The sequence below is a fragment of the Aestuariibius insulae genome, assembly GCF_040783535.2.
Classification (GTDB): domain Bacteria; phylum Pseudomonadota; class Alphaproteobacteria; order Rhodobacterales; family Rhodobacteraceae; genus Aestuariibius; species Aestuariibius insulae.
The window spans coordinates 141,061-160,486 of the sequence record NZ_JBFONW020000005.1 but is presented as its reverse complement, the minus strand read 5'-3'; the positions used below and the strand labels follow the sequence as shown (position 1 = coordinate 160,486).

At 64.3% G+C, this 19,426-nt stretch carries 23 protein-coding genes; 16 read left to right on the top strand and 7 right to left on the bottom strand.

The genetic code is table 11. The features are described 5' to 3' along the window. Positions 1 to 204 precede the first annotated feature (204 nt). Positions 205 to 564 (top strand): response regulator transcription factor, encoded by a 360-nt coding sequence (locus tag AAD018_RS14645; RefSeq protein WP_367315428.1) that lies wholly within the window; start codon positions 205 to 207, stop codon positions 562 to 564. Here AAD018_RS14645 and AAD018_RS14640 read toward each other — a convergent pair. Continuing rightward, entirely contained in the window at positions 549 to 1,541 is a 993-nt protein-coding gene (locus AAD018_RS14640) for a glutathione S-transferase family protein (RefSeq protein WP_367315429.1), read from the bottom strand. The genes AAD018_RS14645 and AAD018_RS14640 overlap by 16 nt on opposite strands. Before the next feature lie 343 nt (positions 1,542 to 1,884). Here AAD018_RS14640 and AAD018_RS14635 point away from each other — a divergent pair, with 343 nt between their 5' ends. The 10 genes from AAD018_RS14635 (at position 1,885) to AAD018_RS14590 (ending at position 10,710) form a co-directional block, all read left to right on the top strand. After that, positions 1,885 to 2,067, top strand: a complete 183-nt coding sequence (locus tag AAD018_RS14635; RefSeq protein WP_367315430.1) for a DUF6732 family protein — start codon at positions 1,885 to 1,887, stop codon at positions 2,065 to 2,067. Further along, a complete protein-coding gene (locus AAD018_RS14630) occupies positions 2,064 to 3,254 on the top strand; it encodes a sirohydrochlorin chelatase (protein ID WP_367315431.1) in 1,191 nt (396 codons plus the stop codon). Before AAD018_RS14635 ends, AAD018_RS14630 begins: the two co-directional genes overlap by 4 nt. A 124-nt stretch (positions 3,255 to 3,378) precedes the next feature. After that, positions 3,379 to 4,017 carry a precorrin-8X methylmutase gene (locus AAD018_RS14625; RefSeq protein WP_367315433.1) on the top strand — a complete coding sequence of 213 codons (639 nt, stop codon included), beginning with the start codon at positions 3,379 to 3,381 and terminating at the stop codon, positions 4,015 to 4,017. Next, on the top strand, positions 4,014 to 5,216 hold the full coding sequence (cbiE, locus tag AAD018_RS14620) for a precorrin-6y C5,15-methyltransferase (decarboxylating) subunit CbiE (RefSeq protein ID WP_367315434.1): 1,203 nt from the start codon (positions 4,014 to 4,016) through the stop codon (positions 5,214 to 5,216). The genes AAD018_RS14625 and cbiE overlap by 4 nt, the downstream gene beginning before the upstream one ends. Positions 5,217 to 5,289: 73 nt before the next feature. Beyond that, positions 5,290 to 5,991: a precorrin-2 C(20)-methyltransferase gene (cobI, locus tag AAD018_RS14615; RefSeq protein WP_367315435.1), complete on the top strand. Its 702-nt coding sequence runs from the start codon at positions 5,290 to 5,292 to the stop codon at positions 5,989 to 5,991. Continuing rightward, positions 5,982 to 7,787, top strand: a complete 1,806-nt coding sequence (cobJ, locus tag AAD018_RS14610; protein WP_367315436.1) for a precorrin-3B C(17)-methyltransferase — start codon at positions 5,982 to 5,984, stop codon at positions 7,785 to 7,787. Before cobI ends, cobJ begins: the two co-directional genes overlap by 10 nt. 44 nt (positions 7,788 to 7,831) lie before the next feature. Further along, positions 7,832 to 8,635, top strand: coding sequence for a precorrin-4 C(11)-methyltransferase (gene cobM / locus AAD018_RS14605; RefSeq protein ID WP_367315437.1), 804 nt, complete (start codon positions 7,832 to 7,834; stop codon positions 8,633 to 8,635). A gap of 46 nt (positions 8,636 to 8,681) precedes the next feature. Then, complete coding sequence (locus AAD018_RS14600) at positions 8,682 to 9,026, top strand: hypothetical protein (protein ID WP_367315438.1); 345 nt, start codon at positions 8,682 to 8,684, stop codon at positions 9,024 to 9,026. A 108-nt stretch (positions 9,027 to 9,134) separates the two neighbouring features. Beyond that, positions 9,135 to 9,665: a hypothetical protein gene (locus AAD018_RS14595; RefSeq protein ID WP_367315439.1), complete on the top strand. Its 531-nt coding sequence runs from the start codon at positions 9,135 to 9,137 to the stop codon at positions 9,663 to 9,665. A gap of 31 nt (positions 9,666 to 9,696) precedes the next feature. After that, entirely contained in the window at positions 9,697 to 10,710 is a 1,014-nt protein-coding gene (locus AAD018_RS14590) for an NAD-dependent epimerase/dehydratase family protein (protein ID WP_367315440.1), read from the top strand. Between the two features lie 11 nt (positions 10,711 to 10,721). Here AAD018_RS14590 and AAD018_RS14585 read toward each other — a convergent pair whose 3' ends face one another. Continuing rightward, positions 10,722 to 11,891, bottom strand: coding sequence for a MalY/PatB family protein (locus tag AAD018_RS14585; RefSeq protein ID WP_367315441.1), 1,170 nt, complete (start codon positions 11,889 to 11,891; stop codon positions 10,722 to 10,724). Between the two features lie 91 nt (positions 11,892 to 11,982). On the opposite strand from AAD018_RS14585, the gene def (AAD018_RS14580) reads away from it, so the two are divergent. The 5 genes from def (AAD018_RS14580) (at position 11,983) to AAD018_RS14560 (ending at position 15,681) form a co-directional block, all read left to right on the top strand. Further along, on the top strand, positions 11,983 to 12,504 hold the full coding sequence (gene def, locus AAD018_RS14580; protein WP_367315442.1) for a peptide deformylase: 522 nt from the start codon (positions 11,983 to 11,985) through the stop codon (positions 12,502 to 12,504). Continuing rightward, positions 12,501 to 12,959 (top strand): peptide deformylase, encoded by a 459-nt coding sequence (gene def, locus AAD018_RS14575; protein ID WP_367315443.1) that lies wholly within the window; start codon positions 12,501 to 12,503, stop codon positions 12,957 to 12,959. The genes def (AAD018_RS14580) and def (AAD018_RS14575) overlap by 4 nt, the downstream gene beginning before the upstream one ends. Beyond that, positions 12,956 to 13,456, top strand: coding sequence for a peptide deformylase (gene def, locus AAD018_RS14570; protein ID WP_367315444.1), 501 nt, complete (start codon positions 12,956 to 12,958; stop codon positions 13,454 to 13,456). Before def (AAD018_RS14575) ends, def (AAD018_RS14570) begins: the two co-directional genes overlap by 4 nt. A 74-nt stretch (positions 13,457 to 13,530) precedes the next feature. Next, positions 13,531 to 14,430 (top strand): methionyl-tRNA formyltransferase, encoded by a 900-nt coding sequence (gene fmt, locus AAD018_RS14565; protein WP_367315445.1) that lies wholly within the window; start codon positions 13,531 to 13,533, stop codon positions 14,428 to 14,430. A gap of 333 nt (positions 14,431 to 14,763) precedes the next feature. Next, positions 14,764 to 15,681, top strand: coding sequence for an alpha/beta fold hydrolase (locus tag AAD018_RS14560; protein WP_367315446.1), 918 nt, complete (start codon positions 14,764 to 14,766; stop codon positions 15,679 to 15,681). On the opposite strand, the gene AAD018_RS14555 is transcribed toward AAD018_RS14560, so the two are convergent. The 5 genes from AAD018_RS14555 to ispH form a co-directional block, all read right to left on the bottom strand. Beyond that, positions 15,678 to 16,592, bottom strand: coding sequence for a LysR family transcriptional regulator (locus tag AAD018_RS14555; RefSeq protein ID WP_367315447.1), 915 nt, complete (start codon positions 16,590 to 16,592; stop codon positions 15,678 to 15,680). The two genes, AAD018_RS14560 and AAD018_RS14555, sit on opposite strands and share 4 nt — an antisense overlap. Positions 16,593 to 16,727: 135 nt before the next feature. Beyond that, the gene (rnhA, locus tag AAD018_RS14550; RefSeq protein WP_367315448.1) at positions 16,728 to 17,189 is read right to left on the bottom strand and encodes a ribonuclease HI; all 462 of its coding nucleotides are present in this window, start codon (positions 17,187 to 17,189) and stop codon (positions 16,728 to 16,730) included. Further along, positions 17,182 to 17,772: a class I SAM-dependent DNA methyltransferase gene (locus tag AAD018_RS14545; RefSeq protein WP_367315449.1), complete on the bottom strand. Its 591-nt coding sequence runs from the start codon at positions 17,770 to 17,772 to the stop codon at positions 17,182 to 17,184. Before AAD018_RS14545 ends, rnhA begins: the two co-directional genes overlap by 8 nt. After that, positions 17,769 to 18,218 (bottom strand): DUF3429 domain-containing protein, encoded by a 450-nt coding sequence (locus AAD018_RS14540; RefSeq protein ID WP_367315450.1) that lies wholly within the window; start codon positions 18,216 to 18,218, stop codon positions 17,769 to 17,771. Before AAD018_RS14540 ends, AAD018_RS14545 begins: the two co-directional genes overlap by 4 nt. Positions 18,219 to 18,225: 7 nt before the next feature. Next, positions 18,226 to 19,176, bottom strand: coding sequence for a 4-hydroxy-3-methylbut-2-enyl diphosphate reductase (gene ispH, locus AAD018_RS14535; protein WP_367315451.1), 951 nt, complete (start codon positions 19,174 to 19,176; stop codon positions 18,226 to 18,228). Positions 19,177 to 19,426: the final 250 nt, after the last annotated feature.

The following is a 19,426-nucleotide window of genomic DNA, read 5'->3' as shown; positions in this document are numbered from 1 at the left end:
CGGGGCTGGGATGTCCGGTCGGTTCAAACGCAAAACGGAGGACGGCACAAGGGATGGGAAGTTTCTGATAGCGCGGACTTGAACTGCGGCTCTGTTAAGCTCTCTTTACAAATATTAGGTCTTTATTAACCTTTTTGAATCGAAGCTGGGAGACCGACACCTCCTGGTTTAGGGGACCGGATGGGGTGTCGCGCAGAGGTAGTAATGAAGGTCCTGATCGTCGAAAGTAATTTCGACCTGTGCCAGATCTGGCGCAGACATCTGACGCGGCTCGATATCACGGCGCGCTGCGCCCACACTCAGGCGGAGGCTGTTGCCGCCATCAGAGACGGTGCGTTCGATGCCATCGTGCTGGATCTGGTCCTGACGGATGGCAGCGCGTTTGCCGTTGCCGATTACGCGAGCTACCGGCTTCCGGAGGCACGGGTGATCTTTGTGACGAACACGACCTTCTTTTCGGACGGGTCGATCTTTAACCATATGCCCAATGCCTGCGCTTTCATCGAATCTCAGACGCCGCCGGAGGATCTGGCGGCCATCGTGGAGCATTACGCCGCGACCTGACTTCGGTCCCGCCCATGCGGCGCGTCCCAGTCGAGCACCGGATTGATCGGGAGGATGCGGTTCGGGTTAATCGTCTCATGGCTGTAGTGATAGTGGCGAACGATGTGATCGAAATTCACCGTCTCGGCGATGCCGGGGATCTGGTAGAGCTCTCGCGTGAAGGCCCAGAGGTTGGGGTAGTCCACGATCCGGCGGCGATTGCATTTGAAGTGTTGGTGATAGACCGGATCGAAGCGAACGAGCGTGGTCCAGAGCCGCCAGTCGGCTTCGGTCAGGCGGTCGCCCATCAGGTAGCGGCGGGAGGAGAGCCGATCCTCGAGCCAGTCCAGCGTGTCGAAGAGCGGATGGACGGCCTTGTCATAGGCCTCTTGTGTGGTGGCAAAGCCTGATTTGTAGACGCCGTTGTTGACGGTGTCGTAGATGCGGTTGTTGACCGGCTCTATGGCATCTCGCAGGTCGTCGGGCCAGTAGTCATCGGTGTTGCCGGTGAGATCGTCGAGGGCCGAGTTGAACATGCGGATGATCTCGGAGCTTTCGTTGGAGACGATGGTCTCGCGGTCTATGTCCCAGAGGATCGGGACGGTGACGCGGCCTGAAATCCTGGGGTCGGCCTTACGGTAGATGTCGCGGGCGAAAGGCAGGTCGTAGAGCCTGTCTCCCGTTGCGCCGGGATAGTCTGTTGCGAAGGTCCAGCCGTCCTCAAGCATGTCGGGATGGACGGCGGAGACGTCGATAAGCTCGGTCAGGCCCTTGAGAGCGCGGAAGACGAGTGCGCGGTGCGCCCAGGGGCAGGCATAGCTGACATAGAGGTGGTAGCGGTTCGGTTCGGCCTTGAAGCCGCCTTCGCCGGAGGGGCCGGGCGCCCCGTCTGGGGTGATCCAGTTGCGGAACTTGGCGGTGGAGCGTTTGAAGGCGCCGCCGGTCGATTTGGTGTCGTACCAAGTGTCATGCCATTCGCCGTCGACGAGCTGTCCCATCGGGTATCCTTTCCGCTTTGCCGTTGTCCCGTCAAATAGCGCGTCCTCCGGTGCGCGCCTATTGCGCAGGGGCGCAGGGATGTCGTGCGCGGATGTCGGGCCGGACGGACGACGCTCGCTGGCGGCTGCGCCGCAGCATCGCCCCGCCCACCGTCCCGAGGGGAGAAGCGATTGCGGCGCGTGGTGGTGCAGGATATGCAGATCCGGACGACGCCCCGGTGCCGGGGCCGGAACGGAGGTGTTTGCCGGGTCGACCCAGATCGGGGACCGGTGCAGGCACATCGTCTGAGGTGGGCAATTCCGTCCATCCTCCGGTTTTGGCACGCTTAGATCGGAGAAAGACATGACTGCACTGCCTGCTCATCTTGGACATGTCGGCGAAGCGGCCGGACACGATCACTGGCTCGCGGGAGCCGCGATCGGTGTGGCCATAGGCGTGGCGATCTGGGGCGCACTGAAGGGCCGCAAGTCCGAGGCGCCCGATGAGGACGTCGAGGGCGATGCCGAGGAAGATGCACCCGCATGAAGACCGGCGTGATGATCTGCGGGCATGGCTCGCGGAGCCAGTCGGCGGTCGATGAATTCGCGACCCTTGCGGAGAGCCTGCCGGGTTATCTGCCGCCGGACTGGATGACGGAATACGGGTATCTGGAATTCGCCAATCCGGTGATCCGGGATGGGCTCGACAAGCTGCGCGAGGCAGGCTGCGAGCGGATCCTGGCGGTGCCGGGGATGCTCTTTGCCGCGATGCATGCCAAGAACGACATCCCGACGGTGCTCAATACCTATGCGGCCAAACACGGGATTGAAGTGTCCTATGGACGCGAGTTGGGAGTCGATCCCAAGATGATCGCCGCCGCCGCGGGCCGGATCGAGGAGGCGGTCGCGAAGGCCGATGCGGGCGGCGGGGCGGTGCCGCGCCACGAGACCTGTCTTGTGGTCATCGGACGCGGAGCGAGCGATCCCGATGCCAATGGCAATGTCGCCAAGATCGCGCGGATGCTGGCCGAAGGGATGGGGTTCGGCTGGGTCGAGACGGGCTATTCCGGTGTGACCTTCCCGCTGGTCGAGCCGTGCCTCGAACATGCGGTGCGGCTTGGGTATCGGCGGATCGTGGTTTTCCCCTATTTCCTCTTTTCGGGGATCCTGATCGACCGGATCTACGGCTTCACGCGTGAGGTCGCGGCGCGCCATCCGGGGACCGAGTTTGTGACGGCAGGCTATCTGGGCGATCATCCCAAGGTACTGGAGACCTTCGCGGAGCGCATCCTAGAACAGGACGGTCCCACCCCTCCCCCCAATTGCGCGGCTTGCGCCTATCGCGAGCAGGTGCTGGCTTTGGAAGACGGCCGCCATGTTCATATCCGCGCCGAGGACCGGCACCACCCGGCCTTCGGAGCCGTTCCGCCGTCGGTTTGCGTCACCTGCAAGTACCGCACGGCTGTTCTGGGCTTCGAGGCCGAGGTCGGCGCGGTTCAGGAAAGCCATCACCATCATGTCGAAGGGCAGGGTGCCAGCGCGCCGGGATCCAACGTAGCCGATTGCGCGCTTTGCGATGATTTCTGCACCGGGATGTGCCGTCTCGAAGCTCAGGACGATCACCACCATCACCATCATCACCACGGCGATGAGGACCATCATCACCATCACGCACCCTACCCTCAGGCGGACCATCCGCACGGACCTGAAAGTGTCCGCAAGAGGGGAGGATGATCCTCATCTTGCTCAAAATACCTCCGCCGGAGGCTGAGGGCCGTTTTAGAAACGCTCCTGTGGAGCGTTTCAGGCCCGAAGGGTCGAAGACCCTCTGCCTCGCAACATTTGGACCGGTGCGATCATGCGTCCCTACCTGACCGATCCGGCGGCAATCTATGCGGAAAGCTTTGCCACCGTGCGGCGCGAGGCGCGGTTGGAGCGCTTTCCGGCGGGGCTCGATGCGCTGGCGGTGCGGGTGATCCATGCCTGCGGGATGATCGAGGTGGCCGACCGGCTGGCCTTCTCCGAGGACGCTTATGAGGCAGGGCATGAGGCCTTGGCCGCTGGCGCTCCAGTGCTTTGCGATTGCGAGATGGTCGCGGCGGGCGTGATCCGCTCGCGGCTTCCGGCGGGCAATGACGTTGTCGTGACGCTGAACGATCCGTCGGTGCGCGAACGGGCCGAGGTGTTGGGCACGACGCGGTCTGCTGCGGCGGTGGAGCTGTGGCGGGACCGCATCGAAGGCGCGGTCGTGGCGGTGGGCAATGCGCCGACGGCGCTGTTTCACCTGCTGGCGCGGCTTGATGATGGCTGGCCGAAACCGGCGGTGATCCTTGGCTTTCCCGTGGGCTTTGTCGGCGCGGCCGAAAGCAAGGCGGAGCTGGCGGGCAACCCGCGTGGCTGCGCTTTTGTCGCTTTGCGCGGACGGCGCGGTGGATCGGCCATGGCCTCGGCGGCTGTGAATGCCTTGGCCGCCGGGCTGCCGGAGGAGGCCCCATGAGTGCGCCGTGGCTGCATATTGTCGGGATCGGCGAGGACGGGATGGACGGGCTTTTGCCTGCGACGCGGGCAGTGCTTGAGGGGGCGGAGGTCATTGTCGGCGGCGACCGGCATCACCGGCTGAGCGAGGCAGTCACGGCAGAGCGCGTGGCCTGGCCGCATCCGTTCGATGCGCTGATCGGGATGCTCAAGGAAATGCGGGGACGGCGGGTGGTCGTGCTCGCGACGGGCGATCCGCTTTGGTATTCGGTGGGCGCGCGGATCGGGCGGTCGATCGCTCCAACAGAGATCGTCTATCATCCTCAGCTCAGCGCTTTCCAGCTGTCGGCGGCGCGGATGGGCTGGAGCCTTGCAGATGTCGAGACTTTGACCGTGCATGGCCGTCCGGTCGAGCAGATGATCGCGTTTATCCAGCCCGACCAGAGGCTGCTGATCCTGACGACGGGCGCCGAGACGCCGGGGCAGATCGCGGCTTTCCTGACGGAGCGGGGGTTTGGCGACAGTCCGATGACAGTGCTCGCCGCGATGGGCGGCAAGGACGAGGCGCGGTTCGACGGGATCGCGCGGAGTTGGGATCATGAGGTGCCGGCGTTTAATACTTTGGCCGTGGAATGTCTGGCTGCGCCCGATGCGGCGCTGTTGCCGCGTGTGCCGGGGCTGGCCGATGCGCTGTTCGTGCATGACGGGACGATGACCAAGCAGGAGGTGCGGGCCGCGACGCTGGCCAAGCTGATGCCGATGCGCGGGGCGCATTTATGGGATATCGGCACGGGCTGCGGGTCGGTCGCGATCGAGTGGATGCGGGCAGCGCGGTATGCCCGCGCGACCGGGATCGAGCCGCGGGCGGACCGCCGGGCAATGGCGGCCTCGAACGCTTTGGCTTTGGGGGCGCCCAAGCTGGATCTGGTCGAGGGCAAGGCGCCGGAGGTGCTCGAGGGGCTAGATCCGCCCGATGCGATTTTCATTGGCGGGGGCCTGAGCGCCGGTGTCTTCGATGCGGCCTGGGAGGCCCTTCGGCCACTCGGGCGGCTTGTGGCCAATGCGGTGACCTTAGAGAGTGAAGCGGAACTGGTGCGGCTGCACGGCGTGCATGGCGGTGAGCTGGTTCGGCTGCAGGTGCATCGCGCCGAGCCGGTCGGGCGCTTTTCCGGCTGGCGGCCCGGGATGCCGGTGGTGCAGTGGAGCCTGGTCAAGCGATGAGGCAAGCGGCTGCGGTGGGATATGAGTATTTCTGGCCAGATGAAGGATCATCTCTTCTCGGGGAGGCGGGCCTTTGAGTGGGACGCTCTACGGGGTCGGGCTGGGGCCTGGGGATCCCGATCTGATGACGGTGAAGGCGCAGCGGCTGATTTCCGGGGCGGCGGTGATCGCCTATCCGACGCTGGCGGGGGCCGAGAGTTTCGCCCGGTCGATCGCCTCGGGCGTGATCCCCGAAGGCGCGCGGGAGATTGTGATGGACGTGCCTATGAGCGTCGAGCGGGGACCGGCTCAGGCGGCTTATGATGCCGGGGCGGCGCAGATTGCGGAGGCGCTGGAAGGCGAATCGGATGTGGTGTGTCTGTGCGAGGGCGATCCGTTCTTTTACGGCTCGTTCATGTATCTTTATGCGCGGCTCTCGGGGCGGTTTGCCTGCGAGGTTGTCCCGGGGGTGACCTCGATGACGGCCTGCGCGGCGGTCGCGGGGCTGCCTTTGGCGGCGCGCAACGAGGCGGTGACGGTCGTGCCGGGGACCTTGGCCGAGGCGGAGCTGGCGCGGCGCGTCGAGAGTAGCGAGACGGCGGTGATCATGAAGGTCGGACGGCATCTGGAGAAGATCCGGCGGGTGCTCGCCTTAGCCGGGCGGGCGGAAGGCGCAGTCTATGTGGAGCGCGCCTCGCTGGGGGCGGAGCGGGTGATGCCGCTGTCGGAAGCGCCGGAGGAGGCGCCGTATTTTTCGATGATCCTCGCGGTGAAGGGAGATGATCCGTGGTTGTGACCCCTGTCGTTCTGGCCTTGTCGGCCTCCGGTGAGGCGGTAGCCCGGCGGGTCGCGGAGGCGCTCGATGCGCCGTTGCACGGACGCGAGGGGCGCGTGCGACAGGCGGATGCGGTCTTTGCCGACGCGCTGGTTCATGCGCGGGATCTCTTCGCGGCAGGCGTCCCGGTGATCGGCGTCTGCGCGAGCGGGATCTTGATCCGGGCCGTGGCGCCGATGCTGTCGGACAAGCGGCGGGAGCCTCCGGTCGTGTCGGTGTCCGATGACGGGTCGGTCGTGGTGCCGCTGCTCGGCGGGCATCGCGGGGCGAACCGGTTGGCGCAGCAGATCACGGAGGCGCTCGGCGGCAAGGCCGCGGTGACGACGGCGGGCGATGTGGCGCTTGGCGTGGCTTTGGACGAGCCGCCGGAGGGATGGCGGCTGGTCAATCCGGGCGATGCAAAGGGTGCAATGGCTGGTCTGCTCTCGGGCGGCGGTGTACATATCGGCGGGGAGGCGGCAGAGGCCGCCGATTGGCTGAGCGGCCTGCCCGACGGCGATGGCCTGCGGATCAGCTGCACGATGGCGCCTGAAGAGGCGGGGCCGGATCATCTGGTCTTTGCGCCGCAGCGGCTGGCGCTGGGCGTCGGCTGTGCGCGGAACTGCCCGCCCGAGGAGCTGTCGGCGCTGGTGCGCGAGACGCTGGCCTCCGCCGGACTTGATCCGGCGGCTCTGGCTTCGGTCTCGACGATCGATCTGAAGGCGGATGAGCCTGCGGTAATCGCCCTGTCGACCGAGTTGGACGTGCCGCTGAGGCTGTTCACGGCGGAGGAGCTGGAGGCCGAGGCGGATCGGCTGGCGATGCCGTCGGACGTCGTCTTTGCCGAGGTGGGGTGCCATGGCGTGAGCGAAGGAGCCGCGCTGGCGCAGGGCGGCCCGGAGGCTGGGCTCCATGTGGTCAAGCGCAAGACGGCGAATGCGACCTGCGCTGTGGCGCTGGCTCCGGAGCCGTTGGTGGAGCTGCGTGGGCGGCCGCGGGGGCGGCTTTCGGTGGTCGGGATCGGTCCGGGGCAGTCGGGCTGGCGCACGCCCGAGGCGTCCAAGCTAATCGTCGAGGCCGAGGAACTGGTAGGCTACGGGCTTTATATCGATCTGCTCGGGCCGCTGGCTGCGGGCAAGGCACGGTCGGATTTTCCGCTCGGCGGAGAGGAGGATCGGTGCCGCTATGCGCTTGAGCGGGCGGGCGAGGGGCGCGACGTGGCGCTGATTTGCTCAGGCGATGCGGGGATCTACGCGATGGGCGCGCTGGTTCTTGAGCTGCTGGGGCGCTCCGAAAAGGGGGTAAGCGATGCGGCGCGGCGGGTGGAAGTTGTCTGCGCGCCGGGCGTGTCGGCCTTGCAGGCGGCGGCGGCGCGGGCGGGGGCGCCTTTGGGGCATGATTTCTGCGCGATCTCGCTGAGCGATCTGCTGACGCCGCGTGCGGATATCGTCCGGCGGATCAAGGCGGCGGCCGAGGGGGATTTCGTGATCGCCTTCTACAATCCGGTTTCCAAGCGGCGGCGCACCCTGCTGGCCGAGGCGCGCGAGACGTTGCTAGGGCATCGGCCGCCCGACACGCCGGTTCTGCTCGCCTCGTCGCTGGGGCGGCCGGAGGAGGAGATCCGGTTCCGGCGGCTCGATGCTTTGGAAGTGGATGAGGTGGATATGCTGACGGTGGTGCTGGTCGGCTCGTCCCAGTCGCGGTTGGTGCAATTGGGCGAGGGGCCGAGAATGGTGACGCCGCGGGGCTATGCGGCGAAGGCCTTTGCGGGAGGGTAAGCCGGGCTCATGCATATTTTTGACAAGATGAAGGGGAGCGCGACGTGACCGTCTATTTCATCGGGGCCGGGCCGGGCGATCCGGAGCTGCTGACGCTGAAGGCCGCGCGGATCATCGGGGCCTGTCCGGTCTGCCTTTATGCCGGATCGCTGGTGCCTGCAGAGGTCGTGGCAGGGGCGCCAGAGGACGCTTTGGTGCGGGATACGGCGTCGATGACGCTGGAGGAGACCCATGCCGAGATCCTAGCTGCGCGGGATCGGGGGGAGGATGTGGCCCGGGTGCATTCGGGGGATCCGTCGCTTTACGGGGCGATCGCGGAGCAGATCCGGCTGCTGCGGCGGGACGGGGTGGAATACGAGATCGTGCCTGGGGTTCCGGCCTATGCGGCGGCGGCGGCGGCTTTGGGTCAGGAGCTGACCGTGCCGGAGGTCGGGCAGTCGATTGTGCTGACGCGGATGTCGATGAAGTCGACCTCGATGCCGGGTGGCGAGACGCTGGAGAATTTTGCGCGCACCGGGACCACTCTGGCCATTCACCTGGGGATCCGGGCGCTGCGCGAGATCGAGCGGCAGCTGATCCCGCATTATGGCGCGGACTGTCCGGTTGTAGTGGCCTATCGCGCCAGTTGGCCCGATGCGATCTATCTGCGCGGCACTTTGGGCGATATCCGCGAGAAGGTGCGGGAGGCCAAGATTACGCGGACGGCGCTGATCCTGGTCGGTCCCGTGCTGGGGCAGGTTCGGGATTTCCGCGATTCGGCGCTTTATGATGGCGAGCGTCCGCATGTTTTGCGGCCCCGGCTTGTCGAATCGGGCAAAACTAAGGCAATCATGGAACCAGATGGGTAACCTGCGGTTAAGGCGTTGCTTTTATCGTCGGTGGGGGAGGTTCGCGATGTCGACATATCTGTCCAAGGAGATCCGCGAGGGGCTCGAAGCGGCGCAGCGCAAGTCGCTCAAGCAATCGGCGCGGTTGCGGCTGATGGCCGGGAGCAAGGCCTACCCGGTGATCCGGCTTTGGGAGACTGGCTTTGCACTCGATCTGGAGGATGCGCCGTCCCTGCGCGGGTTTGTCGATCTGTTCGATGGCAGCCGCCATGTCGCGCAATGTCTTGTTATCGCAAGTCAGGACGAGGGGCGCGAGCGCCATTTCGAATTCAAGCGCCGCTCGCGGGTGGAGGACGAGATGCCGCTGGACTTCGAACGGGCCGAGAATGCTCCGGTGGCGCTACTGACCTGAAAGGCGGTTTGCCCTGGGCGTTGTTCGAGAGGCGCGCCGGATCGTTGACGCCGGGCGTCTTTGATGGTCAATCACGGATGATCTGTTTTCAGGACCCGGGATTTTGACATGATGTATTTTCGAGGCGCCGGTGTCGCGCTAGCTGCTGTTCTCGCTCCCTTAACTGCTATCGCCGAATTGACGCTCGTCCAGGGCGCAAACAATTCCGCGCGGCTGGAAGGGCGTATCGACGGATATGCGATGTCGGTCAATTGCTCGGCGAATTGGGGTCATCAGGGGCTTGCCGGGTTCATGATCGGACCTCGGGACGAGGATCCGGATCCGGCGCTGACCGGGGTGAGTGGCTTCGGGTTCGAATTCATCCTGCCGGACAACGTGCCCGAAGAGATTGCAGAAGGCGCTGCCGTCTGGAGCGATGTCGAGATCGAGGAATTCAATGACCGGCTGTTCTGGTATGTGCCGATCGACGATACGTTGACCAAGCTTTTTGCCTATTCGACTGCGCTCGAGGTCGCGTTTACCTCGCGAACCGGCCCTGTGAACCTGACGATGGCGATGGATCGCCCTGACGGGGATCTGGTGGGACGGACCGGGCAGGCGTGGCTCGGCTTGCACCAGATCTGTCAGGACAAACGGTAGACATCGCCTTAGCCATCTGTAAGCGTAAGTCATGGCTTACGCATTTATCCTTGGCGGGACCGGACAGATCGGACTGGCCGTTGCGCGGCGATTGGTTGCGGACGGATGGGACGTCACGCTTGCCAGCCGCTCTGCGCCGTCGATCCCGGGGCCTTGGAGGCATATCGCGGTTGATCGAAATGAGGGGGACCCTCTGCGCACAGCCATGGGCGATGGCGCGGATCTGCTGCTGGATTGCATTGCGTTTGAAGAGGGGCATGCCGATCAGCTGATTGCTCTTGAAGGGTCTATCGTACGGATTGCTGTCATCTCGAGTGCGAGCGTTTATGCGGATGACGAGGGTCGCACGCTCGATGAGGCGCGCGATTACGGGTTTCCGCGCTTTCCGGTTCCGATCCGCGAGGATCACCGGACGGTTACGCCAGGGCCGCAGACCTATTCGACCCGCAAGGTGGCGATGGAACAGCGGCTGCTTGAGTGGGCGACTGTGCCGGTAAGCATCCTGCGGCCCTGCGCGATCCATGGTCCGTTTAGCAAACATGCCTGGGAATGGTGGTTCGTCAAACGCCTGCTGGATGGGCGCGCGCGGATCCCCTTGGCCTATGGCGGGCGGAGCCGGTTTCAGACGACCTCAACCGGGGCGATCGCGGAGGCTGTTCTTCGTAGTCTGACATTCGAAGGGCACCGGATCCTGAATGTAACGGATGCTGATGCGCCGGATGTGGCGGAGATCGGACGCGCCATCATGATGGCCATGGGCCGGGAGGCGGAGCTGCTCGGCCTGGCGGACGAACCCTTTCCGCCACGCTACGGTGCCACGCCCTGGTCGACGAAACGGCCGATGGTTTGCGCGTCGTCCGTGCCCAGTTCGAAGAGCTATGCGCAAACGGTGGCTGCGGCGGTGGACTGGTTGGTCGAGACGGTCAAGCCTGATGAGTGGCAGACGGCCTTGCCGCAGCTCGCCGCCTACCCGAGAGATCACTTTGACTATGCGCAAGACGATGCGGCGCTCGCGACGGAGGGGGCTTTTCGGATTCCGGTCTGATGGCAGCAGCCTTACTGCAAGTCGGAGAAAGCCGCTTTCAGCCGCTCGGTTGCATCTTCGACCACTTGCCCGGGGGCGGCGATGTTGAAGCGGAGGAAGCTGTCGCCGCCCTTGCCGAAGGTGGGACCATGATTGACGGCGATCTTGGCCTCCTGCTCGACCCGGCGGGTGAATTCCAGCCGGTCCATGCCGGTGCCGGAGAAATCGACCCAGGCAAGATAGGTCGCCTCTAGCGGGATGGAGCGCAGGCCCGGGATCGCGTTCACGGCCTCGTCGAAGAGGCGGCGATTGCCGTCGAGATAGGCGAGGAGATCCTCGACCCAAGCCGCGCCAGCCTCGGAATAGGCAGCGGTGGCCATGAACAGGCCGAAGCTGTTGGCTGACATGCCGAGAGCCGCCATGCGGGCGGCGAAGCGCTTGCGCAGGGTATCATCGGCGATGATGACATTGCCGACATGGGAGCCCGCGATGTTGAAGGTCTTGGTAACGGCAGTCATCATCACGAGGCGGTCCGCAATCCCCTCGATATGGGCCATGGGTATGTGGCTGTGGCCTGCGAAGACGAGGTCGTGGTGGATCTCGTCTGATACGATGAGGAGATCATGGCGGCGGGCAAAAGCAGCGACGTCTTCAAGCTCTTCGCGGGTCCAGACGCGGCCGCCGGGATTATGCGGGGAGCAGAGGATCAGCATCGTCTCGCGCCCGGTCATCTGCGCGTCATAGGCATCGAAATCCATCACGTAGCGGCCCTCGTCACGGGCCAGCTCGCATTCCACGACCTGCCGGTTTGACGCGCGGATCACCTTGGCGAAGGCGTGATAGACAGGCGTGAACAGAACGATGCCATCGCCTTCTTTTGTAAAGGCGTCGAGGCACATGGCGGTGCCGTTGACGAGGCCGTGGGAGGTGAAGATATGCTCGGGATCGATCTGCCAGTTATGACGCGTTTCCATCCACCAGCGGATCGCCTCGCGGTATTTGCTGTCGTCGCCGAAATAACCGTATACGCCGTGATCGACCATGGCCTGCACCGCGTCCTGAACGCATTGCGGCGGGCGGAATTCCATATCGGCGACCCACATGGCGATGCCGTCTTCTTTAGGGACGCCGTAGAGCGTTTCCATCATGTCCCATTTCACGCAATGGGTGCCGCGGCGGTCGATGAGTTGGTCGAAGGACATATCGGTCTCCTTTGAGGCAGCAAGCTACCGTCACGCGGGCCGGGCGCAAGCGCGGATTGCAGTGGCCCGGCGGCTGTCCTAGATGGAGGGCATGGCGAAACGACCCATCCTCATTCATCCTGATCCGCGGCTCAAATCGGAGGCCGCGCCGGTCGGTTCGGTCTCAGGCGAGATCAAGGCATTGGCCGCAGATATGCTCGAGACGATGTACGATGCGCCGGGCATCGGGCTGGCGGCGCCCCAGGTCGGTGTTCTAAGCCGGCTTCTGGTTATGGACTGCGTGAAGGAGGAGGATCAGCCGCCGCGCCCGATGGTGCTGGTCGATCCTCAGATCGTCTGGTCCTCGGAGGAGCAAAGCGTCTACGAGGAAGGCTGCCTGTCGATCCCGGATCAATACGCGGATGTAGAGCGTCCGGCGGAGGTCGAGGTGACCTGGACCTCGCTCGAGGGCGGCGCCTGTTCGGAGCGGTTTTCGGGGCTGTGGGCGACCTGCGTACAGCACGAGATCGACCACCTGGATGGGCGGCTGTTCATCGATTACCTCAAGCCGCTAAAGCGCCAGATGATCACGCGCAAGATGGTGAAGCTCAAGCGCGAGAGGGCGCGGGCATGATCCGCGAAATCCATGAGGCGCCGAGCGATGCGTTGCGGGTGGCCTGCACGCGGGTGGCCGAGTTCGGCGACGAGTTTCAAAGCCTTGCCGACGATCTGCTCGACACGATGTATGCCGCCGAAGGGCGCGGTCTGGCCGCCCCCCAGATCGGCGACGACCGAAGGGTCTTTGTGATGGATGCCCGATGGAAGACCGGGGACAAGGCGCCGATCGTGGTCGTCAATCCCGAGATCGTCGAGGCCGCACCGATGCAGACGGTCGGGGAGGAGGCGTGCCTGTCGATCCCCGGGAAGGTTTACCGCGTGCAGCGGCCTCTTTGGGTGGACCTGCGCTGGATGTCCCGAAGCGGCGTTCTGACGACCGAGCGGCTGGTCGGTCAGGAGGCGATGATCGCCTGTCATGAGCTGGATCATCTGGATGGGCGGCTTATCTTGGATCACGGCACGGAGGTGTGACGCGCCCGTTCCTGCTCTGGCCGGATCCTCGGCTGCGCAAGGCGGCCGAGCCGATTGAGGCGGTGGATGACAAAGTCCGCGCTATCTGGGACGAGATGGTCGCTGCAATGGACGCGATGCCGGGGATCGGCTTGGCCGCCCCTCAGATCGGTGTGATGCGGCACTTGGCGGTCGTCGATGCGTCGGAGACGCGCGGGCAGGTGATCCGGATAGCCAATCCGCGGCTTCTGCAGGTGAGCGATGAAACGATTGCTATTCAGGAGGCCTCGCCCAATCTGCCGGGTGTCTCGGCGGAGGTGGTGCGACCGATCTCCTGTACGGTCGCCTATCTGGACGAGGGAGGATCGCCTTGCGAGCGGGAGCTGGACGGCTTGTGGGCGCGGTCGGTTCAGCATCAGATCGATCACCTATCGGGCCGGATGTACTTTCATAGGCTCAGCCGCCTGAAGCGGGATCGGCTGTTGAAGAAAGCGGGACGGCGACAGATTTTTAGCTAAAAATCTGACGATGAGGGGGGCGCCCTGCGGGCGGGCGCTTTCTTCTGACGAAGAAAGCGAAAGGACAGCGCGGGATGAAGATCGTGTTCATGGGGACACCGGCGTTTTCGGTGGCAGCGCTGGAGGCTATCGTGGCCGCCGGGCACGAGGTTGTGTGCGTTTACTGCCAGCCGCCCCGCCCTGCCGGGCGCGGGAAGAAGGACCGACCCTCGCCCGTCCAGGCCCGCGCGGAGGCTCTGGATCTGCCGGTACGCCATCCAGTCTCGCTCAAAGGCGAGAAGGAGCAGGCGGAGTTCGCGGCGCTGGAGGCAGATGTGGGCGTGGTCGTGGCCTATGGTCTGATCCTGCCTGTTCCCGTGCTGGAGGCGCCGCGGTTCGGGTGCCTCAATATCCACGCCTCGCTGTTGCCGCGCTGGCGCGGAGCCGCGCCGATCCAGCGCGCGATCATGGCGGGCGATGCCGAAACGGGTGTGGCGATCATGCAGATGGAGGCTGGCCTCGATACCGGGCCGGTGCTGCTGGAGGGCCGCGCCGCGATCGGAGCGGAAGAGACATCAGGGCAGCTGCATGACCGGCTGTCCCGACTGGGCGCGGATCTGATCGTGCAGGCCTTGGCCGATCTAGAGGAGCTCGAGCCGGTTCAGCAGCCCGAGGAGGGCGTGACCTATGCCGCCAAGATCGACAAGGCAGAGGCGCGGATCGACTGGAGCCGGCCTGCGGCAGAGGTATCGCGGCTGATCCGCGGGCTGGCCCCGTTTCCCGGCGCTTGGTGCGAGATCGGGGGCGAGCGTGTGAAGCTTCTGGGCGCGCGCGTGGTCGACGGTGCAGGCGCGCCGGGTGAGGTGCTACCCGGCTTTGTGGTCGCCTGCGGCGATAGAGCCGTCGAGATCACGAAAGCGCAACGGGCCGGCAAGCAGGCCATGGCGGCGGAGGAGATCCTCAGGGGGCTCGATCTGCCGCGGAAACTGATCTGATCACGCCACGAGGGAAGCTGCCCCGAGGCTCGAGACGTCGGGACTGAGAAGGTCTGCGTGGTTACTGGAGATGATCTGGTTTCCGCCGAGGTGCTCGTGATTATTCCACATCCCCTCGCTCGCAAATTGGAGGCCTGATGGATGAAGGCGAGCCATTCAGCGATCGCCGCCAGTTGTTTTTTACGGGCTCTTCTCTCCTCCTGCCTCAAGCTCGAGAACGCACGAGATGTCACGGATGGGCGGTCTATTGAGCATAAAAATTTATACAATCATTTGTTGTTCTTTTTTAGCACGCGCCATGGCACCCAAGATCGCATGTTGACGATGCCTCAGATGGATCCCGCTGCCCTGCTGTCCGCCTCCCATGTGGAGCTGGGCTTTTTTGAAGGCTTCGACGACCGCGTGCTGGAGTTGCCGGAGGGTCATGTCCGCTATCGTATCGGCGGCTCGGGACCCACGATGCTGTTGCTCCATGGACATCCTCAAACGTCTGCGATGTGGCACCGCATGGCCGGGGACCTTGCGCGGGACCACACGGTAATTTGCCCTGATCTTCGAGGTTACGGAAAGTCCTGGAAGCCGCCGACCGAGGCGGACCATTCATCGATGTCCAAACGCGCGATGGCGTCCGATCTGCTTGCCTTGATGGATGCGTTGGATCTTTGGGATTTCGTGATCGGTGCGCATGATCGCGGTGCACGGGTTGCCCACCGGCTGGCCGCCGATCATCCCGAAAGGGTTCGGGCGCTGATGACGCTCGATATCGCGCCGACCCGCGAGATGTATCGGAACACGACGGCCGAATTTGCCGCTGATTATTGGTGGTGGTTCTGGCTGATCCAGCCCAGCCCGATGCCCGAACGCCTGATCGGCGCAGATCCCGATTGGTATTGGTGCAAGAAATGCTGCACCGGGTCAGACGGTACGCCAATCTTTGCGCGTCAGGCCTCCACCGAATATCTAGACTGCTGGCGAGACCCCGGAACGATTGCGTCTGCCTGCGAGGATTACCGTGCCTCATGGACGATCGATATCGTTCATGACGATGCAGACGAGGGAAAGCTTTCCATGCCCGTCCATGCCCTTTGGGGCGCGAATGGTGCGATCGAGCGGCATTTCGATTGTCTTTCACTTTGGCGCGAGCGGGCTGAGACGGTGACCGGGCGGGCCTTGCCGGGCGGGCATTACCTTGCCGAGGAGATCCCCGACGCGGTCTTGTCGGAATGGCGGTCGTTTCTGGAGCGCCTCTAGCTGGCCGATCCGAACCGCGCTTCGATCTCGTTCGCCCGGTGACGGGCCAGGTCGAGAAAATATCCGAGCGTTTCGCTATCGCGGTCTCGCTCTCTCCAGGCGACGCCGAATTGCAGCACGGGACCCGCGTTGAGAGGCACGAAGCGGACGCCATGCGCCTCGATCTCGGACACCCATTGCGGGATAAGACCGATCCCAGTCCCTTCGCTTACCAGCCTGAGCAGGGTCGACTTGTCGAGCACCTGAAGATCGCTCACTGGCGGGTTTTTGAGCCCGGCCAGACAGGTGTCGACGATATTGGCCAGATAGGGGCGGGAATGACGCGGATAGCTGATAAGCTTGCGACCGGATAATTGCGCGGTATCGAGCCGCGCCTCCTGTGCAAGCGGATCGTCTTCGGCGAGAGCCACGAACATGCGCTCTTCGAACAAGAGCTCCCATTGAACGCCGTCCCGGTCCACCGGTGGCCGGAAGAAACACAGATCGATCCGGTGGCGAACCAGTTCCTCAAGCTGCACGGCCGATGCCGAAACCTCGGTTAGTTGCAGCCTGATCCCGGGATGCCGTTTCTGAAAGGCGGTGAAGATCGGCGGCAGAAACCAGACCAGCGCAGCGTCGATCCCGCCAATCCGCAGCCGGTCCAGACCGCTGGACGCCGCTGCGCCAGCGCGGTCCACGGCGAGGTCCAACCGGCTCAGAACGGCGCGGCTTTCGTCAAGAAAGACCGCTCCTGCCTGCGTCAGACTGACATGACGGGTCGTCCGGAAGAGGAGGGGATATCCCAGTTCGTCCTCCAGCCGTTTGACCTGCGCAGAAAGCGCGGTCTGCGCCAGACCGACACGCTCTGCCGCGCGGCGGAAGTGCAGCTCCTCCGCGACAGCGATGAAGCATCTGATCTGTCGTAGGTCCATTTGGATATCTCAGCCTTGTGTGATCCGCTGTCTCGCCGGGTGCGAGGCCCGATGCAAGGGCCGCACTCAGGGTCGTCGAGCTTAGCTGGAGCTTGTCATAGGGACATCAGGCCGCTGGCCTCTCGGTCCCGCGGTCTATTTCGATGTCGGTTTGAAGGGGGCCATGCCTGCGCGGGCAAGCTCGTCGGCACGCTCGTTCTCCGGATGACCCGCATGGCCCTTGACCCATTTCCAGGTCACATCGTGGCGGGCCTGCGCTTCGTCGAGCCGGCGCCAGAGATCCTCGTTCTTGACTGGCTTTTTGGTGGAGGTTTTCCACCCCCGACGCTTCCAGCCGTCGATCCATTCGGTGATGCCGCCTTTGACATAGGCGCTGTCGGTGACGACCGTGATCCGGGAGGGTTTTTCCAGCGCTTCAAGGGCGTGGATCGCGGCCAGAAGCTCCATCCGGTTGTTGGTGGTGTGCGCCTCGCCGCCTTTGAGATCCCGTTCCTTGATGACGGCATCGCCATCGCGTGCGATCAGCAATGCGCCCCAGCCGCCGGGGCCGGGATTGCCCGAGCAGGCGCCATCGGTATAGGCGAACAGCTCAGCCACGGGCGAGGAAGAGAATATAGGGAGAGACATCACCGGCGAGGCCGCGTTCCTCTCCGGTTGTCACGGAGGTTACGGTAAAGCCCGCGGTGTCCAGATGTGTGCGAAGCTCCTCTTCGGAGTAGAAGCTGTAGAACCGTCCCAGGCTGTCGCGGCGCTCGCCGTCGCCAAGCTTCATGCCAAGATGCAGGAGGCCGCCCGGTTTGAGGGCTGCCGATATCGCCGCCAGATAGTCGGGCAGCTTTGCGCGCGGCGCGTGGAGGAGGCTGAAGCTGGCCCAGATGCCATCGTAGAGGTCTGTGCCGGTCAGATCATCGAAGCTCTCCTGGCGGGCGGTAACCCCGGCAATCTCACCGGCCAACGCAATCATCTGGGCGGAGGCGTCTGTCGCGACGACCTTGAGGCTCGCCTCGGCCATGTGGCGGGATGCCGTGCCAGGGCCGCAGCCAAGGTCGAGGACGCGGCCGCCTTCGGGGAGCGCGGCGATGAAGTCTTGCAGCGTTTGGAACGATGTCGGGCCGAAGCAGGCTGCGTATTCGGCGGCCTTTGCATCATAGACCGCGAGGGTTTGGGGATCCTCCGTCATGTCGCGGCAAAGGCCAGGCAGATCAGGACCACGGCGGTCAGGGGGATGCGCAGCGACAGCCACCAGGGCGGGGCGAGACCTTGCCGCTGGAAGCTCCAGTCAAGCAAAAGCAGCGCGGCATAGCCGATCATCAGGTTCATCGCGGCAAGCTGGTGGCCGCCGCCGAAGGTGAAGAAGGCCCAAAGCGCAGGCAGCGTGGAGAGGGCATAGCCCGCAGCGGCGGCTTTGCCCTCGGTCTTGGTCGCAAAGCCCCAGAGGACGCCGGACATGAAGGCGAGGATGATCGTGCCATAGGCGACAAGCACATAAGGCGCGGTGAAACGCGGGCCGACCGTGCGGATCGTGACCTGTGCGATAGGGTCGGAGACGAGCGTTAGCACCCCCCAGAGAAACGGAAGAAGCCCGGCTGCGCCAAGCAGCATGGCGGAGAGGGGGACGGGCCTCATCGCTTTGCTACGCGGGCTCGCGCAGGATGCGAGGGACCTTGAACTCGACATTTTCCTCAGCCGTCGTGACAGTCTCGATGGTCACGTCATAGCGGGATTTGAAGGCGTCGATGACTTCTTCGGTGAGGATCTCGGGGGCCGAGGCGCCGGCCGTCAGGCCGACTGAGCGGATGCCGTCCAGGGCGCGCCAGTCGATCTGGTCGGCTCGGCCGATCAGCTGGGCATAGGGGCAGCCCGCCTTGCTCGCGACTTCGACGAGGCGCCGGGAGTTCGAGCTGTTGGGCGCGCCGACCACGAGGAGGGCGTCGCAACTGGGGGCCATGGCCTTGACCGCCTCTTGCCGATTGGTCGTGGCGTAGCAGATGTCTTCCTTGTGGGGGCCGATTATCTTTGGAAACCGGGCGTTTAGCGCCTCCACGATTTCGGCGGTATCATCGACGGATAGAGTCGTCTGGGTAACGAAGGCGAGCTTTTCGGGATCCCGAACCTGAACCGTGGCGACGTCGGCGACGGTTTCGACGAGCAGGACCTCTCCGGGTGGGAGCTGACCCATTGTGCCGATGGTCTCGGGGTGGCCTTCGTGCCCGATCATGATCATCTGCAGGCCGTTTGCGGCGTGGCGCTCGGCCTCGATATGGACCTTGGAGACAAGCGGACAGGTCGCGTCGACATAGATCATCTCGCGCTGCTCGGCCTCGGCGGGGACGGATTTCGGCACGCCGTGGGCCGAGAAGATCACCGGGCGGTCGGTGGGCGTTTCAGATAATTCCTCAACGAAAACAGCACCTTTGTCGCGCAGGCCATCGACCACGTATTTGTTGTGGACGATCTCGTGGCGGACATAGACCGGGGCGCCCCATTTCTCGAGCGCCATCTCGACGATCTTGATCGCGCGGTCAACGCCCGCGCAGAAGCCGCGGGGAGCGGCGAGATAGAGGGTGAGGGGCGGCTTGGTCATAGGCAGTTAAGTAAGCGCTTCCTGATGGAGGGTAAAGCGCCGGGCTGCCGCAGATGTGCGAGGATGGTTTGCGCGTCGGCGGATCTGATTAACGGCGGCGATCCTGTCAAAACGGGAGGTCGGTATTGCGTCGGTAGTCCGTCGGTATCCGGTCGGTGAATTCTTGGTACGGACCAGGATGAACGATGCGCTCGGTGCGTTCTGGGGCAAAAAGAACCAGATCAGAGCTAAGTTATCTCGGGTTTTTCTG

What these genes read in the sequence shown, in the direction of transcription:
- AAD018_RS14645 (WP_367315428.1), top strand. Translation starts at nt 205, where the DNA reads ATGAAGGTCCTGATCGTCGAAAGTAATTTCGACCTGTGCCAGATCTGG.
- AAD018_RS14640 (WP_367315429.1), bottom strand. Translation starts at nt 1,541, where the DNA reads ATGGGACAGCTCGTCGACGGCGAATGGCATGACACTTGGTACGACACC.
- AAD018_RS14635 (WP_367315430.1), top strand. Translation starts at nt 1,885, where the DNA reads ATGACTGCACTGCCTGCTCATCTTGGACATGTCGGCGAAGCGGCCGGA.
- AAD018_RS14630 (WP_367315431.1), top strand. Translation starts at nt 2,064, where the DNA reads ATGAAGACCGGCGTGATGATCTGCGGGCATGGCTCGCGGAGCCAGTCG.
- AAD018_RS14625 (WP_367315433.1), top strand. Translation starts at nt 3,379, where the DNA reads ATGCGTCCCTACCTGACCGATCCGGCGGCAATCTATGCGGAAAGCTTT.
- cbiE (WP_367315434.1), top strand. Translation starts at nt 4,014, where the DNA reads ATGAGTGCGCCGTGGCTGCATATTGTCGGGATCGGCGAGGACGGGATG.
- AAD018_RS14600 (WP_367315438.1), top strand. Translation starts at nt 8,682, where the DNA reads ATGTCGACATATCTGTCCAAGGAGATCCGCGAGGGGCTCGAAGCGGCG.
- AAD018_RS14595 (WP_367315439.1), top strand. Translation starts at nt 9,135, where the DNA reads ATGATGTATTTTCGAGGCGCCGGTGTCGCGCTAGCTGCTGTTCTCGCT.
- AAD018_RS14590 (WP_367315440.1), top strand. Translation starts at nt 9,697, where the DNA reads ATGGCTTACGCATTTATCCTTGGCGGGACCGGACAGATCGGACTGGCC.
- AAD018_RS14585 (WP_367315441.1), bottom strand. Translation starts at nt 11,891, where the DNA reads ATGTCCTTCGACCAACTCATCGACCGCCGCGGCACCCATTGCGTGAAA.
- def (WP_367315442.1), top strand. Translation starts at nt 11,983, where the DNA reads ATGGCGAAACGACCCATCCTCATTCATCCTGATCCGCGGCTCAAATCG.
- def (WP_367315443.1), top strand. Translation starts at nt 12,501, where the DNA reads ATGATCCGCGAAATCCATGAGGCGCCGAGCGATGCGTTGCGGGTGGCC.
- fmt (WP_367315445.1), top strand. Translation starts at nt 13,531, where the DNA reads ATGAAGATCGTGTTCATGGGGACACCGGCGTTTTCGGTGGCAGCGCTG.
- AAD018_RS14560 (WP_367315446.1), top strand. Translation starts at nt 14,764, where the DNA reads ATGGATCCCGCTGCCCTGCTGTCCGCCTCCCATGTGGAGCTGGGCTTT.
- AAD018_RS14555 (WP_367315447.1), bottom strand. Translation starts at nt 16,592, where the DNA reads ATGGACCTACGACAGATCAGATGCTTCATCGCTGTCGCGGAGGAGCTG.
- AAD018_RS14545 (WP_367315449.1), bottom strand. Translation starts at nt 17,772, where the DNA reads ATGACGGAGGATCCCCAAACCCTCGCGGTCTATGATGCAAAGGCCGCC.
- AAD018_RS14540 (WP_367315450.1), bottom strand. Translation starts at nt 18,218, where the DNA reads ATGAGGCCCGTCCCCCTCTCCGCCATGCTGCTTGGCGCAGCCGGGCTT.
- ispH (WP_367315451.1), bottom strand. Translation starts at nt 19,176, where the DNA reads ATGACCAAGCCGCCCCTCACCCTCTATCTCGCCGCTCCCCGCGGCTTC.